General features: G+C 25.9%; 20 protein-coding genes. 15 read left to right on the top strand and 5 right to left on the bottom strand.

The genetic code is table 11. The features are described 5' to 3' along the window. Positions 1 to 24: 24 nt before the first annotated feature. The 3 genes from rpmA to rplU are packed head-to-tail and all read right to left on the bottom strand — an operon-like array spanning position 25 to position 965. Positions 25 to 309, bottom strand: a complete 285-nt coding sequence (gene rpmA, locus Q7K47_09335) for a 50S ribosomal protein L27 (GenBank protein MDP0507401.1) — start codon at positions 307 to 309, stop codon at positions 25 to 27. Further along, entirely contained in the window at positions 310 to 645 is a 336-nt protein-coding gene (locus Q7K47_09340; GenBank protein MDP0507402.1) for a ribosomal-processing cysteine protease Prp, read from the bottom strand. Between the two features lie 8 nt (positions 646 to 653). Further along, on the bottom strand, positions 654 to 965 hold the full coding sequence (rplU, locus tag Q7K47_09345) for a 50S ribosomal protein L21 (GenBank protein MDP0507403.1): 312 nt from the start codon (positions 963 to 965) through the stop codon (positions 654 to 656). 191 nt (positions 966 to 1156) lie between these two features. Between rplU and Q7K47_09350 the strand changes: the two genes are divergently transcribed. Genes Q7K47_09350 through Q7K47_09365 form a run of 4 tightly spaced genes read left to right on the top strand, consistent with a single transcriptional unit; the run spans position 1157 to position 5383 of the window. Beyond that, positions 1157 to 1888, top strand: coding sequence for a tRNA threonylcarbamoyladenosine dehydratase (locus Q7K47_09350; GenBank protein MDP0507404.1), 732 nt, complete (start codon positions 1157 to 1159; stop codon positions 1886 to 1888). A 1-nt stretch (position 1889) separates the two neighbouring features. Continuing rightward, on the top strand, positions 1890 to 2393 hold the full coding sequence (locus Q7K47_09355; GenBank protein MDP0507405.1) for a flavodoxin: 504 nt from the start codon (positions 1890 to 1892) through the stop codon (positions 2391 to 2393). Positions 2394 to 2416: 23 nt separating this feature from the next. Continuing rightward, positions 2417 to 2767 (top strand): Hpt domain-containing protein, encoded by a 351-nt coding sequence (locus Q7K47_09360; GenBank protein ID MDP0507406.1) that lies wholly within the window; start codon positions 2417 to 2419, stop codon positions 2765 to 2767. Positions 2768 to 2809: 42 nt separating this feature from the next. Next, positions 2810 to 5383: an EAL domain-containing protein gene (locus tag Q7K47_09365; GenBank protein ID MDP0507407.1), complete on the top strand. Its 2574-nt coding sequence runs from the start codon at positions 2810 to 2812 to the stop codon at positions 5381 to 5383. A 67-nt stretch (positions 5384 to 5450) separates the two neighbouring features. Here Q7K47_09365 and Q7K47_09370 read toward each other — a convergent pair whose 3' ends face one another. Then, on the bottom strand, positions 5451 to 6797 hold the full coding sequence (locus tag Q7K47_09370) for an MATE family efflux transporter (protein MDP0507408.1): 1347 nt from the start codon (positions 6795 to 6797) through the stop codon (positions 5451 to 5453). Positions 6798 to 6932: 135 nt separating this feature from the next. On the opposite strand from Q7K47_09370, the gene ligA reads away from it, so the two are divergent. From ligA to Q7K47_09425, 11 genes are all read left to right on the top strand, one after another. Further along, entirely contained in the window at positions 6933 to 8963 is a 2031-nt protein-coding gene (gene ligA, locus Q7K47_09375) for an NAD-dependent DNA ligase LigA (protein ID MDP0507409.1), read from the top strand. Positions 8964 to 9065: 102 nt separating this feature from the next. After that, entirely contained in the window at positions 9066 to 11678 is a 2613-nt protein-coding gene (secA, locus tag Q7K47_09380) for a preprotein translocase subunit SecA (protein MDP0507410.1), read from the top strand. 17 nt (positions 11679 to 11695) lie between these two features. Next, on the top strand, positions 11696 to 12421 hold the full coding sequence (locus tag Q7K47_09385; GenBank protein ID MDP0507411.1) for a hypothetical protein: 726 nt from the start codon (positions 11696 to 11698) through the stop codon (positions 12419 to 12421). 63 nt (positions 12422 to 12484) lie between these two features. Further along, positions 12485 to 13330, top strand: coding sequence for a PHP domain-containing protein (locus Q7K47_09390; GenBank protein ID MDP0507412.1), 846 nt, complete (start codon positions 12485 to 12487; stop codon positions 13328 to 13330). A 48-nt stretch (positions 13331 to 13378) separates the two neighbouring features. Continuing rightward, positions 13379 to 14377, top strand: coding sequence for an ADP-glyceromanno-heptose 6-epimerase (gene rfaD, locus Q7K47_09395; protein ID MDP0507413.1), 999 nt, complete (start codon positions 13379 to 13381; stop codon positions 14375 to 14377). A gap of 8 nt (positions 14378 to 14385) precedes the next feature. After that, positions 14386 to 15195, top strand: a complete 810-nt coding sequence (locus tag Q7K47_09400) for an undecaprenyl-diphosphate phosphatase (protein MDP0507414.1) — start codon at positions 14386 to 14388, stop codon at positions 15193 to 15195. Between the two features lie 21 nt (positions 15196 to 15216). Beyond that, positions 15217 to 16278, top strand: a complete 1062-nt coding sequence (locus Q7K47_09405) for a PilT/PilU family type 4a pilus ATPase (protein ID MDP0507415.1) — start codon at positions 15217 to 15219, stop codon at positions 16276 to 16278. 9 nt (positions 16279 to 16287) lie between these two features. Then, the gene (locus Q7K47_09410; protein MDP0507416.1) at positions 16288 to 17685 is read left to right on the top strand and encodes a coproporphyrinogen III oxidase; all 1398 of its coding nucleotides are present in this window, start codon (positions 16288 to 16290) and stop codon (positions 17683 to 17685) included. A 19-nt stretch (positions 17686 to 17704) separates the two neighbouring features. Further along, positions 17705 to 18202, top strand: a complete 498-nt coding sequence (locus tag Q7K47_09415; GenBank protein ID MDP0507417.1) for a helix-hairpin-helix domain-containing protein — start codon at positions 17705 to 17707, stop codon at positions 18200 to 18202. Between the two features lie 22 nt (positions 18203 to 18224). Then, positions 18225 to 19124 carry an Hsp33 family molecular chaperone HslO gene (gene hslO / locus Q7K47_09420; GenBank protein MDP0507418.1) on the top strand — a complete coding sequence of 300 codons (900 nt, stop codon included), beginning with the start codon at positions 18225 to 18227 and terminating at the stop codon, positions 19122 to 19124. Between the two features lie 166 nt (positions 19125 to 19290). Beyond that, entirely contained in the window at positions 19291 to 20496 is a 1206-nt protein-coding gene (locus Q7K47_09425) for a nucleoside transporter C-terminal domain-containing protein (protein MDP0507419.1), read from the top strand. Between the two features lie 2 nt (positions 20497 to 20498). Here Q7K47_09425 and Q7K47_09430 read toward each other — a convergent pair whose 3' ends face one another. After that, the gene (locus Q7K47_09430; GenBank protein MDP0507420.1) at positions 20499 to 21140 is read right to left on the bottom strand and encodes a Crp/Fnr family transcriptional regulator; all 642 of its coding nucleotides are present in this window, start codon (positions 21138 to 21140) and stop codon (positions 20499 to 20501) included. Positions 21141 to 21164 lie beyond the last annotated feature (24 nt).

Here is a 21164-nt window from a genome sequence, read left to right on the forward strand (position 1 = left end):
AATGAGGCTTTTATTTTTAAATCATTATTTAGTTTCGTATACAGAAACTTGCTTTTTGTCTCTACCTAATCTTTCGAATTTTACATATCCGTCAATTAATGCAAATAAAGTATGGTCTTTTCCTTGACCGATATTATTACCGGCATGGAATTTATTCCCTCTTTGTCTGATTATGATGTTTCCAGCTTTAACAGCTTCTCCATCATACTTTTTTACACCAAGGTATTTAGGGTTAGAATCTCTTCCGTTTTTAACAGAACCTTGACCTTTTTTATGTGCAAATAATTGTATATTTAATGAAAATAACATTTAAAATTCCTCCTTCTCTACAAGCTTTATATTTTTTGGATAATTCTTCGATAGTTCTTTAAGAACTACCATCATGCTTTCCAAAAGAGTATGCACTTCTCTTTCTTTACCATTTAGGTCCATATTGTTTAAATCAACAGATATAAGACCATCAGAAGATAACTCAAATCTAGGATAGATTTCTAAAACATCTTGGAATCCTGCAAGAGGAAACTGCAATGCGGTAGAAAGTGCTGCACACACTATATCTGATCCATATTCATTATATTCTGCATGTCCAGTAGCTTTATATCTAATAATTCTACCGTTTTTTCTAAAAATTTCAATCTTAGTCATAATATTAACTATGCGTTAATTGATTTAACTCTGATTTCAGTAAATAGTTGTCTGTGACCTTTTTTTCTATGGTATCCTGTTTTTGGCTTGTATTTGAAGTTAATAACTTTTTCACCTTTACCTTGGTTTAAAATCTCAACTGCAACTTTAGCTCCTTCAACTACTGGAGTTCCAACTTTTACATCTTCACCATTAGCTACTAAAAGAACATCAGTTAATTCTACAGTTTCGTTAACTTCAGCATTAAGCTTTTCAACTCTTAAAACATCACCTTCTGCAACTTTGTACTGTTTACCACCAGTTTTTATAACTGCGTACATTCCAACACCTCCAAAAGTATTTATTCGCTAGCTAGGGTTGCTGACTACCGTCGCTAAGCGTAACTACAAAATAATATCATAAAAGCTCTTTAATGTCAATGGTTTTTTTGTTTAAAAACATAATTGATTTTTTATAAATATAAAGGTATAATTTTTTAGTGAAGAAATAATTAAGATATTAAGGAGAAGCCATGAGATTTCAAAGAGAAAAACTTTTAATAGGAGAGGAAAATTTTAAAAAATTAGAAGAATCCCATATTATAGTTTTTGGAGTAGGAGGAGTAGGAGGATTTGTAGTTGAAGCTTTAGTTAGAGCAGGAGTAGGGAAAATTACAGTTGTTGATTTTGATACTATTGACATAACTAATATCAATAGACAAATTATAGCTAATGAAAAAACAATAGGAAAAGATAAAGTTAAAATTATTGAAGAAAGAATGAAAGAGATTAATCCCAAATTAATGATTAGAGGGATAAAAGAAAAATATTCTTCTGAAACAAGAAATATTTTTTTCGATGAAGAGTATGATTATATTGTAGATGCTATTGATATAGTAACTGCTAAATTAGATTTAATAGAAATGGCTAATGAAAAAAATATATCTATAATTTCATCAATGGGAACAGGAAATAAGATAAATCCAATGATGCTAGAAATTACAGATATAAATAAAACTTCAGTTTGTCCTTTGGCCAGAGTTATGAGAAAAGAATTAAAAGAAAGAAGAATAAAAAAATTAAAAGTAGTATATTCTAAAGAAGTTCCAATTAAACCTTTAAATTTAGATGGAAATAGAGAAAAAAGCTCAAATGTGGGAAGTATTTCCTTTGTTCCTTCTGTAGCTGGGTTGATAATTGGAAGTGAAGTGGTGAAAGATATTTGTAAAATAAAAAACATAAATGGTAAGATAGAAAGGAAATAATATGAAAAAAATAGGAATTTTTTACGGTACAAATACGGGGAAAACAGAAGCAATAGTAGATGAAATAGAGTTTAATTTAAGAAGAGAAGATTATGAAGTTATAAATGTAAAAAATGGAATAGAAAAAATAAAAGAATTTGAAAATATAATTATGGTAACTCCTTCTTATGGAGTCGGAGAGCCTCAAGAAGATTGGGTTAGAAATTTAGAAAAATTAAAAAGCATAGATTTTAAAGATAAAAGAATTGCTTTGGTAGGCTTAGGAAATCAATTTGCTTTTGGAGAATCATTTGTTGGTGGGATGAGAGTATTATATGATATAGTAAGTGCCAATAATGGAATATTGGTAGGTTTTACTTCTATAGAGGGATATTCTTTTGAAGAAAGTGAAGCGATTATTGAAGGCAAGTTTATAGGTTTAGCTTTAGATGAAAATAATCAAGATGATGAGACACCAAACAGGATAAATAAATGGATAAATGAAATAAAAGAAAAATTTATTTAAAAAATAAAACGGAGGAATAAATCATGAGTATTTTATCAGAATTAGACAATTATGGATGTAATATAAAAGAAGCCTTAGACAGGGTTTTAGGTGACGAAGAATTATATATGATTTGTTTAGAAAAATTTATGGATGATGAAGGATTTAATAGATTGGGAGAATTTATAGAAGAAAAGGATATAGAAAAAGCTTTTAATGAAAGTCATACTTTAAAAGGAGTATCAGGAAATTTAGGGTTAATTCCTTTATATGAATTATTAGTTAAAATTGTCGAACAATTAAGGAAGAATTCTCTAGAAGGAGTTTTAGAAGATTATAAAAAAATAATGAGATCTTATAATGAAATAAAAAAAATTAGCAGACAAAAAATATAAAGATGAATCTAAGTATAAAAATTTATTTAAAAGGAGTCATCGATGATAAAAAAAGATATAGAACTTGGCAAGGCATTATCAAAAGAAGATTATTTTGATAAAATTTTAACTAGAGATATTTCAAGCGATATATCTATATTATTAAAAATAGATTTAGGCTTAAAAGAAATAATTCAATATAAAGATTTAAAAAAATTTTTAAAGTTAAAAAAAATAGTAAGTTATGAAAATATTATTGAAGAGATAGGAAAACATATTTTAAAAAAAGAAAAGCAGGAAAAATATTATAAGTTTATTAGTATAGAAAATATTTTAAAGAGTTATAATAAGGGTGAGAGTATTTTATCTTTTCAGTATGAACATGTAAATGATTTAGGGCAAATATTTTGGTGTACTATAATAACAGATTCTTATTTTGATATGAAGGATAAAAAAAATTATACAAGAATTTTTATAAAAGATGTAACATATCGTAAAAAATTAGAATTGTCCCTAGATAGTAAATTTAAATTAGATAAAAATACAGGCCTATATAATAGAATAACAATTGAAAAGATGATAATAAATGAGATAGAAAAAAGAAAACCTTGTGTAATGGGAATTTTATCTATTAACAATATAAAAGATTTAAAGGAAAAAATAGGAGAGGAAAATTTTAAAAAATTATTCTCAGAATTGGCAGACGCTTTAAAAATTAATTTTCATTCTAATATATTATTAGGAAGAATATCTGAAAATGAAATAATAATGTTTGCTAAAAATTTTTCTAAATTTAAATTAAAAGAAAAAGTAGAAAGAATTTATTTTAAAACTTTCACAAAAAAAAATAGATTTTCTTTTGCATACTATTTTAAATTTTCTGTAGGAATTGGTTTTACAAAGGGGAACATAACTTTTAATAATCTTTATTCTAAAACACAGAAAGCTTTATTAATAGCTAAAGAAAAAGGACATAATAATTATTATATTTATGAAAAAGAGAAAAATGATCGTAAAGAGTTATTACAAGAAATAAATTATAAAAAAATAAGTAGCTTAACTAAGGAAGAATTTATTTTTGAAATTATTTCATTATTAAATAAATCTTGTGATTTTGAAAACGTAGTGCAAAAGATTTTAAAATATATAAAAAATTATTTTCAATTGGATAAAGTTCAACTAAATTTGAAATATAATAGATATTTTTATGACCATTTTAGTGAATTTAAAAAAAGTTTAGGTGAAAGTTTTGGAAGTTTAGATATATTAAGTATACCTTTAATTTTAAATAAAAGAGTATCTGGGAAATTAATTTTAGAACACTTTAAAAAAAATATAGAAAATAAAGATATTTTAAATATAGTAGCTCAGCTTATTTCATATGATTATATGAAATATAAAATATTAAAAGAAGAGTTTTGTTCAGGAAAATATGACAAACTGACAGGACTTTTAAATCATAGTAGTTATTCAAAAAAAATTGATAAATTAAAAATAGAAAGTCTATCTTCTTTAGGAGTTTTATATATAGATATAAATAATTTTAAAAATATTAATTTAAGTTTTGGAAGAAAATATGGGGATGAAGTTTTAAAAAAAATAGCATCTTCATTTTCTAAATATTTCCCAGTAAGTTTAAAATTTCGTCTATATGGGGATATATTTTTTATATTATTTGAAGATTTAACTTATAAAAAGTTTGAAATAAGCATAAAAGAATGGGAAAAATTTATTGATGAAAATTTTACAGTTAGTATTTCAATAGGAAAAGCTTGGTCAGATATGGATATAGATTTTAACAAATTATGTAGAAATGCAGAAGAGTTTTTAAGGTATTCCAAAGAAGAGTATTGTGATAAAAAAAGTATAGAAGCTTTTCAAAAAATTGAAAGAAAAATAAAGTTTATGAAAAACTTGAAAAACGGAAATTATAAAATGCATTTGCAACCAAAAGCAGATACAAAAGATGGTGAGATTTTTGGTGCAGAGGCATTAACGAGACTTTATTTAGATGGAGAAGTTCTATCTCCTTATAGATTTATTCCTCAGTTAGAAAGGGATGGGTTTATTAAGTATTTAGATAAATATATTTTTGAAGAAGTTTGTAAACTATTAGCAAAATGGGAAAGAGAAGGGAAAAAATTAATTAAAATATCTTTAAATTTTTCAAGAGCAACATTTATGACTAAAGGGATTGTTGAAGATATTATAGAGATTGCAAATAGATATAATGTTTCTAGGGAACATATAGAAATAGAAATGACAGAAACTATGGGAGAATTAGATAAAGAGAGTATAAAAGAAATTTGTTCAAGAATAACAAAAGAAGGCTTTTTAATATCGCTAGATGATTTTGGAGCTAAATATAGCAATATGGCAGTATTAATATATATGTATTTTAATACAGTTAAGTTAGATAAAAGCTTAATTAATGACGTGATATCAAATGATAAAAGTAAAATAATTATAAAAAATATATTTAAAATATGTAAAGAACTAGGAATAAATAGCATTGCAGAAGGAGTTGAAACTGAAGAACAATTCAAGGCATTAAAAAAATTAGGTTGTGATGCAGTTCAAGGCTATTTATTTAACAAACCTATACCAGTAAAATATTTTGAAGAATTATATATTTAAAAAAGAGTTATAAATATAGGGCACCCAAAATTTTAGATAAATAAGATTTTGGGTGCATTTTTTATGTTTAATTTTTTTGAATTTTATTGTGAATTTCTTTTTTAAATTTTTTATATAAATAAAAAGTAAGTAAAAATCCTCCAATATCACCAATTATTTGAGTTCCAGGAAGCCCATAAAAACCAATTAGTTTAGGTAAAATTAAAATAACAGGTATGAAGAAAAAGCCCTGTCTAGAAGAGGTAGTTAAAAAGGCATAAAGCCCTTTTCCTAAACTTTGAAATAAGGTAGTTATAATTATTTGAAATCCATTTAAAGAAAATGTTAAAGCAGATCCTCTTAAAAATAAACTTCCGTAATGTATAATGTTAGAATCATTAGTAAATATAGAAATTAAATATTTTGCAAAAATTATAAAAAATAGTGAAGATAAAATAGAAAAATTATTAGCTAATTTTAAAGTATAGCTAATAGATTCTTTAACTCTTTCAAATTTTTTAGCTCCATAGTTATATGCAACTATTGGCTGGAAAGCTTGTCCTAATCCAAATAACACAAAAACATTAATAGAATTAATTCTCATGGCAACTCCAAGACCTGCAATAGCTTCTGGACCAAATAAATTAGCAGCTGAATTCACAAGAGCTACAGCTATACTAACCAAGAGTTGTCTAACAAATGATGGGAAACCTATTTTTAATAATTCTTTAAACATTTTTATTTTAAAATTAATTTCTTTTATTTTAAATTTAATAATTGAGTTTTTAGATAGGTAAAACTTCAATAAAAATAAAGTAGATATAAATTGAGACAAACCAGTTGCAATAGCAGCTCCGGATACGCCTAAATCTAAATAAAAAATGAAAATAGGATCTAAAATAACATTTATAAAAGCTCCTAGATTTAAAGCATGCATACTATATTTAGCATTTCCTTCTCCCCTAATACTATTATTAAGACACATATTAATGGTTGTAAAAGGAGCGGCAATGAATATCCACTTTATGAAATTTTCAAAATATAATTTTAATTTTCCACTTATTCCAAAAATTTTTGAAATAAGATCAGTATTAAAAAATCCAAGTATTCCAATAGTAATTCCAACAAAAAAAGAAAAAAGAATTATAGTGGAAAAAATAGAATTAGCTTTTTTAAATTTTTTTTCTCCTAATGTTCTCGAAAGTAAAGCTCCAAGCCCGATACCTAAAGTTAGAGCAATAGCAGTTATTATCATAATTGTAGGAAAGGCTATGGAAACAGCACCTAATGCATAAGGGTCATTTAATTTTCCTACAAAAAAAGTATCAACAACATTATAAATAGCATTAACTAACATTCCTGTAATAGCAGGAAAAGCAAGGGATTTAACAAGAGATGGGATTGGTTCAGTTTCTAGTCGTAATTGATTTTTCATATACCCTCCATAATTTTAAATGTATTCTTACATTCTATAAAAAAAAATGCATTAATGCAAGAAATTATTTTATAAATAAAATATAAATGATATAATAATTTAAATGAATAAAGAATTAGGTGAGGTAGGTAATTAATGAACGAAAAAGCGGAAAAAATAAAAGAATTAAAAGAAAAAATAAAAAATTATAATGAATACTATTATAGTAAGAATCAAAGTTTAGTGTCTGATAAAGAGTATGATAGTTTGTTAAAAGAATTAGAGAATTTAGAAAGCAAAAATCCTCAATATAAAATGTTTGATTCTCCTACTTTACAAGTAGGGTCAAGTTTAAGTAATACTAAATTTAAAAAAATAAATCATAGAAAGCCTATGCTAAGTTTGTCAAATAGTTACAATATAAATGAGATAGACGATTTTATAAAAAGAGTTGAAAAAAACTTATATAAAGAAAAAACTGAAGAAAAAAAATTATCTTATATTTTAGAAGTTAAGTTAGATGGATTATCTATCAGTGTAATTTATAAAGGTGGAAAATTAGTTCAAGCTGTTACAAGAGGAGATGGGAAAATAGGTGAAGATGTAACAGAAAACATCATGCAGATAAAATCAATACCTCATGTTTTAGATGAGGAAATTGATTTAGAAGTTAGAGGAGAAGTTATATTACCTTTAAGTAAGTTTGAAAAAATAAATAAAGAAAGATTAGCTAATGGAGAAGAAGTGTTTGCAAATCCAAGGAATGCAGCAAGTGGTACTCTTAGACAATTAGATGCGAGAATAGTAAAACAAAGAGAGCTTGATTGTTATTTTTATTTTTTAGTGGATCCTTTAAATTATAATTTAAAGAGTCATGAAGAAGTTTTATCTTTTATAGAGGATAAGGGATTAAAAACAACAGGTATTGGGGAAAAGTTTATAAGTACACAAGAATTAGATGAAAGAATAAAATACTGGGGAGAAGAAAGAGTAAAATTAGATTATGAAACAGATGGAATGGTAATAAAAGTAAATGAAATCAAATTTTGGAATGTTTTAGGAAATACAACAAAGAGTCCAAGATGGGCAATAGCTTATAAATTTCCAGCAAAGCAAGTATCAACTAAATTATTAGATATAACATGGCAAGTTGGAAGAACAGGAAAAGTTACTCCAGTTGCAGAGTTAGAAGAGGTAGAAGTTTCAGGAAGCCGTGTGAAAAGAGCAAGCTTACATAATTTTGATGAAATACTAAGAAAAGATATAAAAATCGGGGATAGAGTATTTATAGAAAAAGCAGCAGAAATTATACCTCAAGTTGTAAAGCCAATAAAAGAGATGAGAACAGGAGAGGAAAAAGAAATTTTACCGCCAGAAAAATGTCCAGTATGCAATAGTATTTTAGAGAAAGAAGATGGGCTAGTAGACTTAAAATGTAAAAATAAACATTGTAGTGCAAAACTTCAAGGAAAAATAGAATATTTTGTTTCTAGGGATGGAATGAATATAATAGGGTTTGGTCAAAAAATAGTAGAAAAATTTATAGAGTTAGGTTTAATTAAAGATATCACAGACATCTATAGTTTGAAGGATTACAGGAATAAAATAGAAAGCTTAGAAAAAATGGGAAAGAAAAGTGTGGATAATATAATAAATTCCATAGAAGAAAGTAAAAAAAGAGATTATTCTAAAGTTTTATATTCTTTAGGTATTCCTGAAATAGGAAAGTTTTTAGCTAATTTACTTGCTCAAGAGACTTTAAATATAGATGTTTTAATGAGTATGGGAAAAGAAGAATTAATAAAAATAGATGGTGTTGGAGAGAAAGTTGCCAATTCTGTTTATGAATTTTTTAGAAAAGAAGAAAATATTTTAATTATTAATAAATTAAAAACTATAGGGATAAACTTTTCTTCAGAAAACGAGTCTAAGATAGAGGAAAATATATTTGAAAACAAAACATTTTTAGCTACAGGTAAGTTAGAGCATTTTAGTAGAAATGAAATAAAAGAAGAAGTGGAAAAATTTGGAGGTAAAAATTTATCAGGAGTGAGTAAAAAATTAGATTTTCTAATAGTGGGAAAAGCTGCAGGAAGCAAGCTAAAGAAAGCTAAAGAAATTCCTTCTATAAAAATTATAACTGAAGAAGAATTTTTTGAAATGGTAAAAGGTAAAAATAGTAAATAACTAAATTATTTTTTTAAATATGTTAGGTTTGACTAGTTACTATTTATTGTGATAATATTTATAGTATACGATGAAAATAAAAGATAGAGAGGGAATTTTAATATGATAGCTAATTTATTAAAAGGGATTTTCGGTACAAAAAATGATAGAGAAATTAAGAGAATTTCTAAAAGAGTAACAGAAATAAATGCATTAGAAAATGAATATGAAAAATTGTCAGATGAAGAATTAAAAGGTAAAACAAAAGAGTTTCAAAATAGATTAAAGAATGGAGAAACTCTTGATGATTTATTAGTTGAAGCTTTTGCTGTTGTTAGAGAAGGATCAAAAAGAGTTTTAAAAATGAGACATTATGATGTTCAACTTATTGGAGGAATAGTTCTTCATGAGGGAAAAATAACAGAAATGAAGACAGGAGAAGGAAAAACATTAGTGGCAACTTGTCCAATTTATTTAAATGCTCTTACTGAAAAGGGAGTTCATGTAATAACTGTAAATGACTATCTTGCAAGAAGAGATAAAGAACAAATGGGTCAATTATTTGAATTTTTAGGATTAACAACAGGAGTTTTAGTTAGTAATCTTCCTAATTATGAAAGAAAAGCAGCATATAATTGTCATATAACTTATGGAACAAATTCTGAGTTTGGTTTTGATTATTTAAGAGATAATATGGTTGGAACTTTGGAAGAAAAAGTTCAAAGAGATTTAAATTTTTGTATAGTAGACGAGGTTGACTCTATATTAATTGATGAAGCAAGAACACCATTAATAATTTCAGGAGCAGCAGAAAATACCTCTAAACTATATAAAACATTTAATCAAGTAGCAGGGCTTTTAGAAAGAAGTAGAGAAACAGAAAAAATAACTGATGTTAAAAAGAAAAAAGAAATGAATATTCCAGATGAAAAGTGGAAAGATTATGAAGTTGATGAAAAAGCTAAAAATATAGTTCTTACTGAAAAGGGTGTCAAAAAAGTTGAAAAAATGTTAAATTTAGAAAACTTATATGCTCCTGAAAATATAGAATTGACTCATTATTTAATGCAATGTTTAAAAGCTAAAGAATTATTTGAAAGAGATAAGGATTATTTAGTTAAAGGAAGCGATGTTGTAATAATAGATGAATTTACAGGAAGGGCTCTTGAAGGAAGAAGATATTCTGATGGATTACATCAGGCTATTGAAGCTAAAGAGGGAGTTAAAATAGCTGGTGAAAATCAAACTTTAGCATCAATAACACTTCAAAATTATTTTAGAATGTATGAAAAATTATCAGGAATGACAGGAACAGCAGAAACTGAAGCTTCTGAGTTTATGTTTATTTATGAATTACCTGTAGTCGTTATACCAACAAATAAACCAATTATTAGAAAAGATAATGGAGATATTATATATAAAAGTAAAGAAGAAAAAATAGAAGCTATTGTAGAGGAAATTAAAAGACTTTATGAAAAAGGGCAACCAGTATTGGTGGGAACAATAACTATTCAAGGCTCAGAATTATTATCAAATGAGCTAAAGAAATTAAATATAGCCCACAATGTTCTAAATGCTAAATTCCATGAAAAAGAGGCAGAAATAGTTGCTCAAGCAGGAAGATATAAAGCAGTAACAATCGCTACAAATATGGCAGGTAGAGGAACAGATATAATGTTAGGTGGGAACCCAATATTTATGGCTAAAAATGAAGCTAAAACAGATGAAGATTACAAGAAAGCTTTAGAAAAATATACTATTCAATGTGAGGAAGAAAAAGAAAAGGTATTATCTATAGGTGGATTATATATTCTTGGAACAGAAAGACATGAATCAAGAAGAATTGATAATCAGTTAAGAGGAAGAGCAGGAAGACAAGGAGATCCAGGAGAATCACAATTTTATTTATCTTTAGAAGATGATCTTATGAAATTATTTGGATCAGACAGGGTAAAAAGTGTTATGGAAAGATTAGGTATTCCTAAAGGAGAACCAATAACTCATAGAATGATAACTAAATCTATAGAAAACGCACAAAAGAAAGTAGAATCAAGAAACTTTGGAATCAGAAAATCTTTGCTTGAGTTTGATGATGTAATGAATAAACAAAGAGAAGCTATTTATGCAAGCAGAAATGAAGCTTTATCTAAAGAAGAATTAAAAGATACAATTCAGCATATGCTTAAAGGAAGTATTGAAAGTGCTGTAGTTTCAAGATTTGTAGGAGAATACAAAGAGGAATGGAATGTTAAAGGACTTGCAGAATTTTTAGAAGAAAAATATAATTATGAGATAAAAGATTTAGAGGAATACAAAGCTTTTGGAATAGAGGAATATGCAGAAAAATTATTTAAAGATATTGAAAAGAAATATCAAGAAAAAGAAGAGGAAATTACTCCTGATATAATGAGACAAATAGAAAAATATGTTCTTTTAGAAGTTGTTGATAATAGATGGAGAGAGCATTTAAAGGCTCTTGATGGATTAAGAGAAGGAATATACTTAAGATCTTATGGTCAAAGAGATCCTGTTGTAGAATATAAATTAGTTTCTGGTGATTTATATGGTAGAATGCTTGAAACAATAAAAGTAGATACAACTTCTTATATGTTTAAAATAGTTGTAAAAACTAAGGAAGAAGCTGAAGAAGAAAATAAATATGGTGGTCCAGATAATCCAAATGGAGTTTGTCCTTGTGGCAGTGGAAAAAAATATAAAAAATGTTGTGGAAGATAATGAGGGGAGCTAATAGTATGAAAAAAATATTAATTTTATTATCCGTAGTAATGTTAACCGCTTGTACTTCTTTAAAGAGTAAAGAAACTCAAGAACCTAAATATAATAAAGAAAGTATGAAAAATTGGGAAGAAACTATATCTAAAGAAATTGAAAATAAAGCATATATTTCTGATTTGTATGGAGATGAAAATCCAATATATTATTTAAGAAAAACTGGTAAGATGTCTAAAAAGCATTATGATTTTTTCAAAACTCTTGCAACTAAAAAAGAGATAACAGTTGAAGATAGTGAAAAATTTCAAGGGATAGTTGATAAATATGTATCTAAATTAAATAGAAAATTTTATTTGAAAGATAATAATTTAAAAAATCCTAAAGGTTTAGTTGATAAAATGGTTTCAGACTCTTATTTAAGAATGAAAAACCCTTCTAATCATATAGCTAATAAAGTAGCAACGCCTGAAGAGTGGGAAAAAATAGTTGAATTTTCTAAACAAAAAGATTTAAATGAAAAAGATGTTAAAAAATTAAGAAAGATATTAAATAAATTTATAAAAAGAACAGAGTTCTTTGATTCTGAAAGTTGGTATGGTTCTGAAATTTCAGAAAGAGTTCAAATATTAGCTCACTTATCAAGTGAAGTAAAAAAATCTAAAAACAATATAAACAACATAAATGCAAAGGCTTTATATGTTGCTTATCCAAATGATTTTTCTCCTTTAGAAAATTGGGGAAATTAAATATAGTATAGTGAAGGCTGTTTCTTAATGAAACAGCCTTATTATAATAAGAAAGGAGATAAAATGAATGAAAAAATAGTTGCAGATTTACATACTCATACAGAAAATTCAGATGGAACATATTCAGTAGAAAATTTAGTGAAATTAGCTAAAGAAAAAGAATTGAAAGTTATAGCAATAACAGATCATGATACTATTAGTGGGCTTTTTCAAACAAAAGAATTATCTGAAAAATATAAAATAGAAATAATAAATGGGATAGAAATGTCATGTAATTTAAATGGAAAAGATGTCCATATTTTAGGATATGGAGTAAATATTGAGGATTCTAATTTTAAAAAAGAGTTAATCAGAATAAAGAAGATTAGAGAAGAAAGAAATGATAAAATAATAGAGAAATTAAATAAATTAAAATTAAATGTTTCTTTAGAGGAATTAAAAGAAATAGCAAAAGGAGATATAATAAGTAAAGCTCATTTTGCAGAATTGATGATGAATAAAGGATATGTTTATAGTAAAAGAGAGGCTTTTAAAAATTATTTAGGAAAAGCGGGGTTAGCTTTTGTAGAGAAAAAAAATTATGAACCAATAGACGCGGTAAAAATGTTGAAAAAAAATGGGGCTTTTATATCTTTAGCTCATCCTAAGCTAGTTACTGAAAATGATAATGAATTAGAAAATTTAATTAAAGAATTAAAAAAAGAAGGGCTAGAAGGTTTAGAAGTTAATTATTATAGCTTTAATAAAAATGATAAAAAAAGATATAATAAAATAGCTGAAAAATATAATTTAATTATTACTGGAGGATCAGATTTTCATGGGAAAAATAGAGTAGATGTTTCTTTAGGAGAATCGGGTTTAAATGAAAAAGAGTATATAGAATTTAAAAAAAGTTTAAAAAAAAAGTAAAAGATGGTAAAATTGAATAGAATGATAAAAGAAATTAGGAGGCAAAAAATGATAATAGTAACAGGGGCAGCAGGATTTATAGGTAGTGCATTTATATGGAAATTAAACGAAATGGGAATAAATGATATATTAGCAGTGGATAAAATGAGAACAGAAGAAAAATGGCTTAATTTAAGAAAAAGAGATTATGCTGATTGGATGGATAGAGATAATCTTTTTGAATGGCTAGAAGATGAGAAAAATGCTAAAAAAATAACTGCTGTAGCTCATTTTGGAGCTTGTTCAGCAACAACAGAAAAAGATGCAGATTTTTTAATGAGTAATAATTATGGTTACACTAAAAAATTATTTAAATTTTGTGCAAAGCATAATATAAACTTTGTAAATGCTTCTTCAGCAGCAACTTACGGTGGTGGTGAATTAGGGTATGATGATGATATAACAGTTGAGGAATATAAAAAATTAATGCCTCTTAATAAATATGGATATTCTAAAAAATTATTTGATGATTGGTCTTTTAAACAAGAAGAAACTCCAAAGCAATGGGTAAGTTGTAAATTCTTTAATGTTTATGGTCCCCAAGAATATCATAAGGGAAGAATGGCATCTATGGTATTCCATACGTTCAATCAATATAAGGAAAATGGTGGAGTTAAATTATTTAAATCTCATAAAGAAGGATTTAAAGATGGAGAACAATTAAGAGATTTTGTTTATATTAAAGACGTTGTAAATATGTTATATTATTTTTTAACAGAAAAAGTAAAATCAGGAGTATATAATGTGGGAACAGGAAAATCTAGAAGTTTTAAAGATTTATCTATGGCTACAATGAAATCAGCTTCTAAAAATGAAAATTTAAAAGAAGAAGATGTGGTAGAATTTGTTCCTATGCCTGAAGATTTAAGAGGAAGATATCAGTATTTTACCGAAGCTAAAATGGAAAAAGCTAGAAAAGCAGGTTATTTAGATAAATTTTATTCATTAGAAGAGGGAGTTTATGATTATGTTGTAAACTATCTATCTAAAGAAGATAAGTATTTATAGGAGGAAATATGAATCCTTTTTTACTTGTTTTAATTCTTGGGATAGTGGAAGGTATTACTGAATTTTTACCAGTGAGTAGTACTGGGCATATGATATTAGTTGAAAAATTTATAAATTGTCCTTATGTTTCAAAAAGTTTTATGGATAATTTTTTAATAATAGTTCAATTTGGAGCTATTATTTCAGTAATATTATATTTTTGGAAAGATATTCATCCCTTTGTAAAATCCAAAGATATTTTTAAGGAGAGAATGTCTCTTTGGAGCAAAATAATAGTTGGAGTTTTACCAGCGGGAGTAATTGGATTATTAGCAGATGATTATATTACTGAATTTTTTTTAGGAAACACTTTTATAGTTGCTCTGATGTTGATACTTTATGGTATAATTTTATTTTTTATAGAAGACAAGATAAACAAAGTTAGAAAAATTAATTCAATGAGTGAAATATCATATAAGATTGCTTTTATAATTGGTTTTTTTCAATGTTTAGCTATGATTCCAGGAACTTCAAGATCTGGAGCAACAATAATAGGAGCTTTACTTTTAGGTTTATCCAAAGGAGTGGCAGCAGAATTTTCATTTTTCTTAGCTATTCCAACAATGATGGGAGCTACACTTTTGAAATTAATGAAGAGTGGTCTTAATTTTACAAATTTAGAATGGGAATTATTAGCTGTTGGTTTTATAGTTTCCTTTGTAGTTGCTTATCTAGTAATAAAATGGTTTATGGGATACATAAAAACAAGAACATTTAAATTGTTTGGAGTGTATCGTATTATTTTAGGAACTTTAGTTATTATTTTATTGAATATTTAGTTTTAATAGAGGGGGAATGCTATGACTGAAGAAACTTTTTTTAAAATTATAAAAAAAGGAAGGGAAATACAAGCTTCAGATGTACATCTTCTCGTTGGAGAAATTCCAATATTAAGAGTTAATGGAAATTTAATAAAAATAGAAAATTATTCTTCTTTATCTGAAGAAGAGATGGAAGAAATGCTAAATTTTATTTTAGATAAAGAGGGAAAAAATAAATTAGAATTAGAAAGAGAAATAGATTTATCTTTGAAGGATAAGGATGGAAATTGTAGATTGAATATTTTTTATGAGAAAAACAAACTATCAATAGTTATAAGGATAGTAAAAAATAGGATACCAACTTTAAAAGAATTAAACATTAATGAAAAAATTTATGATTTTTTAGATTCTAAACAAGGTTTATTAATTATAGCTGGGAAAAGTGGAAGTGGGAAAAGTACAACAATAGCTTCTATTATAGAAGAAATTAATAAAAATAAAGCATGTAATATATTAACTATAGAAGATCCTATAGAGTATATATTTGAAAATAAAGAAAGTATAATAAGACAAAGAGAAATAGGAGAGGATGTAACTGATTTTTCATCAGGAATAAAATCTTCCTTGCGTCAAGATACAGATATAATAATGGTAGGAGAGTTAAGGGATTTAGAAAGTATTGAAATGGCTATAGTAGGAGCAGAAACAGGTCATTTAGTTATATCAACTCTTCATACAACAGGGGCTATAGACACTATAGATAGAATAGTTTCAATGTTTTCAAATGAAAAAAAAGAATTTATTCAAAGGATTTTATCAACAAATTTAATTGGAGTTATTTATCAAGAATTTATAGAAAATATAACTCAAGATAAAAAAACAAAGGTTCCTTTATGTGAAATGATGTATGTGAATAAAGGAATTAGTAATTTAATAAGAACAGGACGTACAAATCAGATTTCTTCTTTCATAGAAGTTAGTGGAAGAAAAGGGATATTAAATAAAAAAGAATGTTTAAAATCTCTTTATAGGAATGATAAAATAAATAATAAAACATATGAAGAATATTTAAGAAAAATAAGAAGAGAAGAAACTTTATAGGAGAAAAAATTGGAAATAAAATTAGATTTTAAAAGTAAAGAAAATACTATTTTAGAATTTAAAAGGATATTATTAGGGGATATAAATATAGAGAAATTTTCTGTAAAAACTTTAGAAGAAAATGAAGATGAAATATCCTTAGAAATAAGCGCAGATAAATTAAAAAAAGTATTTACTTTAAAAAATTATACTGATAATATGGTGGATCAAAAAACAGTAATGACAAAAGCAGGACTGTTATTATTATTTGAAAAAAAATATCCATGGGGAGCATTGGTAGGAGTAAGACCAACTAAATTAGTTAGAAGATTTCTTGTTATGGGATATTCTTTTGAAGAAATTGATGAAATATTAGAAAAATTATATTTTGTATTTCCTGAGAAGAGAAAATTATTGTTAGAAGTTGTAAAAACAGAAAATAAATATTTGAATGATGAAGGACTAAATATGTATGTTGGAATTCCATATTGTCCAACAAGATGTAAATATTGTTCTTTTGCTTCTTATGAAATAAACAGTAAATTAGGGAGTTTTTATGATGATTTTGTAAAAACATTAATAGAAGAAATAGAGTTAACTGGAGAAATGCTAAAAGGAAAAAATTATAACATAGAATCTTTATATTTTGGAGGAGGAACTCCGAGTATTTTAAAAGAAAAAGATTTAGAAAAGATAATAAAAACCTTATATAAAAATATTGATTTAAGTAACTTAAAAGAATTTACATTTGAAGCTGGAAGAGAGGATACTTTAAATATAAAAAAATTAAATATATTAAAGAATCTGGGAGTGGACAGGGTTAGTTTAAATCCACAGAGTTTTAATGAAACAGTTTTAAAAGATTTAAATAGAAATTTTGATAGAAAACATTTTGATGAAATGTTTAAAGAAATAAAAAAACTAGGATTCATTGTAAATATGGATTTTATAATAGGATTACCAGGAGAGAATGTAGATGATATTCTAAATACTTTAGAACAAGTTAAAAATTACGAAATAGATAATTTTACAATACATACCTTAGCTATAAAAAAAGGTTCTAATTTAATAAAAGATAATTATAAAATAGGAAAAATAGAGAATGAAAGAATAGACAATAAAATAAAAGAGATCATAACTTTAAAAAAATTATATCCTTATTATCTTTACAGACAAAAAAATACTCATGAATGGGGAGAAAATATAGGATATTCTCTTTTAGGAAAAGAATCTATTTTTAATATTGAAATGATAGAGGAAAATCAATCAACAATTGGATTAGGTGGAGGAGCTATAAGTAAAAAAGTAGAGAAGATAAGTAAAACTAGATTAGCTATAGAAAGATTTATAAATCCTAAAGATCCTTATATGTATATATGCGAGATGAAAGAAAGAGTAAAACAAAAAAATAAACTTTTTGAATTTTAAAATTAAAGAAGGTGATTTTTTGAAAAAGATAATAAAAAGAATAGTGTATTTATTTTTTTTAATATCTATATTAACATATTCTATGGATACAGAATATAAAATTAATTATAGTGATTCTTCTTCGGGGAAATTAGATATAAATTTAGCAACAAAATCTCAAATGTTAAAAGCAGGAGTAGCCCAAAGTTATGTTTATAAAATTTTAGAATTTAGGACTTTAGTAGGAGGAATTGATAATTTTAATCAATTAAATAGAATAAAAGGTATTGGTAAAAGTACTTGTAATAAATTAAAAAAATATTTTATAATAGATGAAGTGCCTGAGTATAAAGAATTATATATTAATAGAGCAGATGATAAAATTTTAAAATATTATGGGTTTGAAAAAAAGCAAATAAAATTACTTAGAAAATATTTGAAAGAAAATAATTTGATATTAGATAATAGAGAAATAAAGAAAATATTAACTAAAAAACAGTATAATGAATATAAAGATATAATAAATTATAATCAATAAAAAAATAGGAAGGTGACATATAATGGAAAGCAGAATGATAAGAGGAGCCAGTAAAAATGCAAGATTTTTTGTGATAGATTCCACGGAAATAGTGCAAGAGGCTTTGAATATACATAAATGTAGTCCAACAGCAATAAATGCTTTTGGAAGATTTTTAACAGCAGGTTTAATCATGGGAGGAACATTAAAAGGAAAAGATTTACTATCAATAGTTACTGATACTGATGGACTTGTAAATCAAATGATAGTTACAGCAAATGGAGAAGGAGAAGTTAAGGGATATTTAAATAATCCTCAAGCTGATTTACCAAATAAGCAGTTAACTAATAAACCTGATGTAGCTAATTTAATAGGAAAAGGAACTCTTAGAGTAATAAAAGATATGGGTTTAAAAGAACCTTATGTTGGACTTTCTGAAATCGTATCAGGAGAAATAGCAGAAGATGTAGCTTATTATTATGTTACTTCTGAACAAATTCCAACAGTGATAGCTTTAGGAGTTGAATTATCTGATGAGAAAACGGTTAAAGTTGCAGGGGGGTATATGATTCAATTATTCCCAGATGCAGATGATAAATTTATAGATCTTTTAGAAGAAAAAATAAAAGCAATGAGAAATATAACTGAGCTTTTAAAAGGTGGAATGGATTTAGAAAGAATAGTTAAATTAATTTATGAAGATATGACAGATGAAAATTATGAAAAATTAATAGAGTCTTATGAAGTATTAGAATCTAAGAATGTTAAATATTTTTGTAATTGTAATAAAGAAAAATATTATAAAGGATTAATTACTTTAGGAAAAGAAGAAATTGAAAAAGTTTTAAATGAAACTGGTGGAGAAATAGAAACAGAATGTCATTTTTGTGGTAAAAGATACAAATTTAATAGAGATGACTTAAAAGAATTTTTAGAAAAATAAAATATTTTAAAATAGGAAATATAATTATTTCCTATTTTTTTTATGTTTTTTTATATAATAGGACATCTGTCCTATAAAAAAAAATAGAATAGTTGTACTCTTTATATAGAACAAAATTTTCTAAAAAAAATCTTTTCAACAAAAAAAAGAACAGAGGGTGATGGAAATGAGGGGAATAGTAGGAATTGTAGTAGTTATTTTTATAGGGTGGTTATTATCTTATGAAAGAAAAAGTGTAAACTGGAGAATTATTGGGGCAGGATTTTCACTTCAAATTTTATTTGCATTTATTGTTTTAAAAACTAAAGTGGGTGCTTATATTTTAGGAAAGATGGCAGCAGGAATTTCCAGTATAATGTTTCAAGCTAATGCGGGAATAAGTTTTTTGTTTGGAAGTTTAGGCTCTCCTGATAATTTAGGTATGATATTTGCATTTCAAGTTTTACCTTTGATTGTTTTTTTTGGAGCGTTAGTTTCTGTTTTATATTATCTAGGAATTATGCAATTAGTAATAAAATATATAGGAGGTTTTATAGGTAAAGTTGTAGGTACTAAAGAAGTTGAATCTATCTCAGCAGCAGCGAATATATTTTTAGGACAAACAGATGCTCCTCTTTTAGTAAAACCTTATATATCCAATTTAAGTCGGTCAGAATTATTTGCAGTTTTAACTGGTGGGGTTGCCTCTGTTTCAGGAACAGTTTTAGCAGGTTATGCAGCTTTGGGAGTTCCCATGAAATATTTAATTGCAGGATCATTTATGGCAGCTCCAAGTGGTCTTATTTTTGCAAAGTTAATAATGCCAGAAAAATCTGGAAATATAAAAGATAATAAAAAAGTTGTGTTTCATAAAAGTGAAGCAGTGAATATAGCTGATGCAGCAGCAAAAGGAACTATGGATGGATTGAAAATGGCAGTTTCTATGGGGGCATTGTTAGTTGCGTTTATAGGATTGATAACTTTGGCGAATACTATAGTTGCTGACATAGGTGGATTTTTTGGAGTGAATATTACAATTCAAAAAATATTAGGATATTTATTTTCTCCTTTAGCTTATGTTATGGGAATTCCTTGGAATGAAGCAGTTACAGCAGGAAGTCTTTTAGGAGAAAAGATGGTATTAAATGAATTTGTTGCATATGCTTCTTTTGGTAAAATAATGGATGGATTATCAGAAAAGACAATAACAATTATGAGTTTTGCTCTTTTAGGATTTGCAAATATTTCTTCAATAGCAATTTTAATAGGAGGAGTTGGAGGATTAGCTCCTGATAGGAAAAAAGATATTGCTAAAATGGGGGTAAGAGCTATCTTAGGAGGATTTTTGGCATCAATATTAAATGGGATAATAGCAGGAGTATTTTTTGGATAATATTAAAGTTCTTCAGCTAGATCTAAAAATTTTTCTTTATCAATAACAATTATAGAATGTTTAGTTTTGATAATGATATTTTCTTTGAGAAGATATTTTATAACTCTAGTAAGATTTCTATAACTAGAATTTAATTTAATAGATAATTCTTTTAAAGAATCGAAGTAAATTTTAAAATTATTTTGAATAATATAATTAACAAGTAAAGATTTTAGATTTAGAGATTTATTCGCAATAACAATATGATTAGTATCAAGAATTTTTTTATTAGTTTCAATACATAAAAGTTTCCAAAAATAAACATTGTCATTTAAAAAAATATCAATAATATTAAAGGGTAATAAAATTATAGTGGTGTCTCCAATGGCAGAGACATCGTATATAGTATTGCATTTGTTAACATACTCAACATCTCCAAAAAAATCTCCTTTTTCAAGAGAGTTTAAAAAAAGATGTTTTCCAGAGGATGTTATATATGAAATTTCAACTTTACCCTTTACAATAAAATATATATTATTTACTTTGTTGTGTGAGTTTAAAATTATTTCATTTGGAGAATAATTTTTTATAAAAATTTTAGATTTGATTTTAGGGGTAATTATATGTGAAAGATGATTGTTATAGATATAGTCGTCAATATTCATTTTAGCTCCTTAAAAATAAAAATA

It is taken from the genome of Fusobacterium sp. JB019 (genome assembly GCA_030673965.1).
Taxonomy (GTDB): Bacteria; Fusobacteriota; Fusobacteriia; order Fusobacteriales; family Fusobacteriaceae; genus Fusobacterium_B.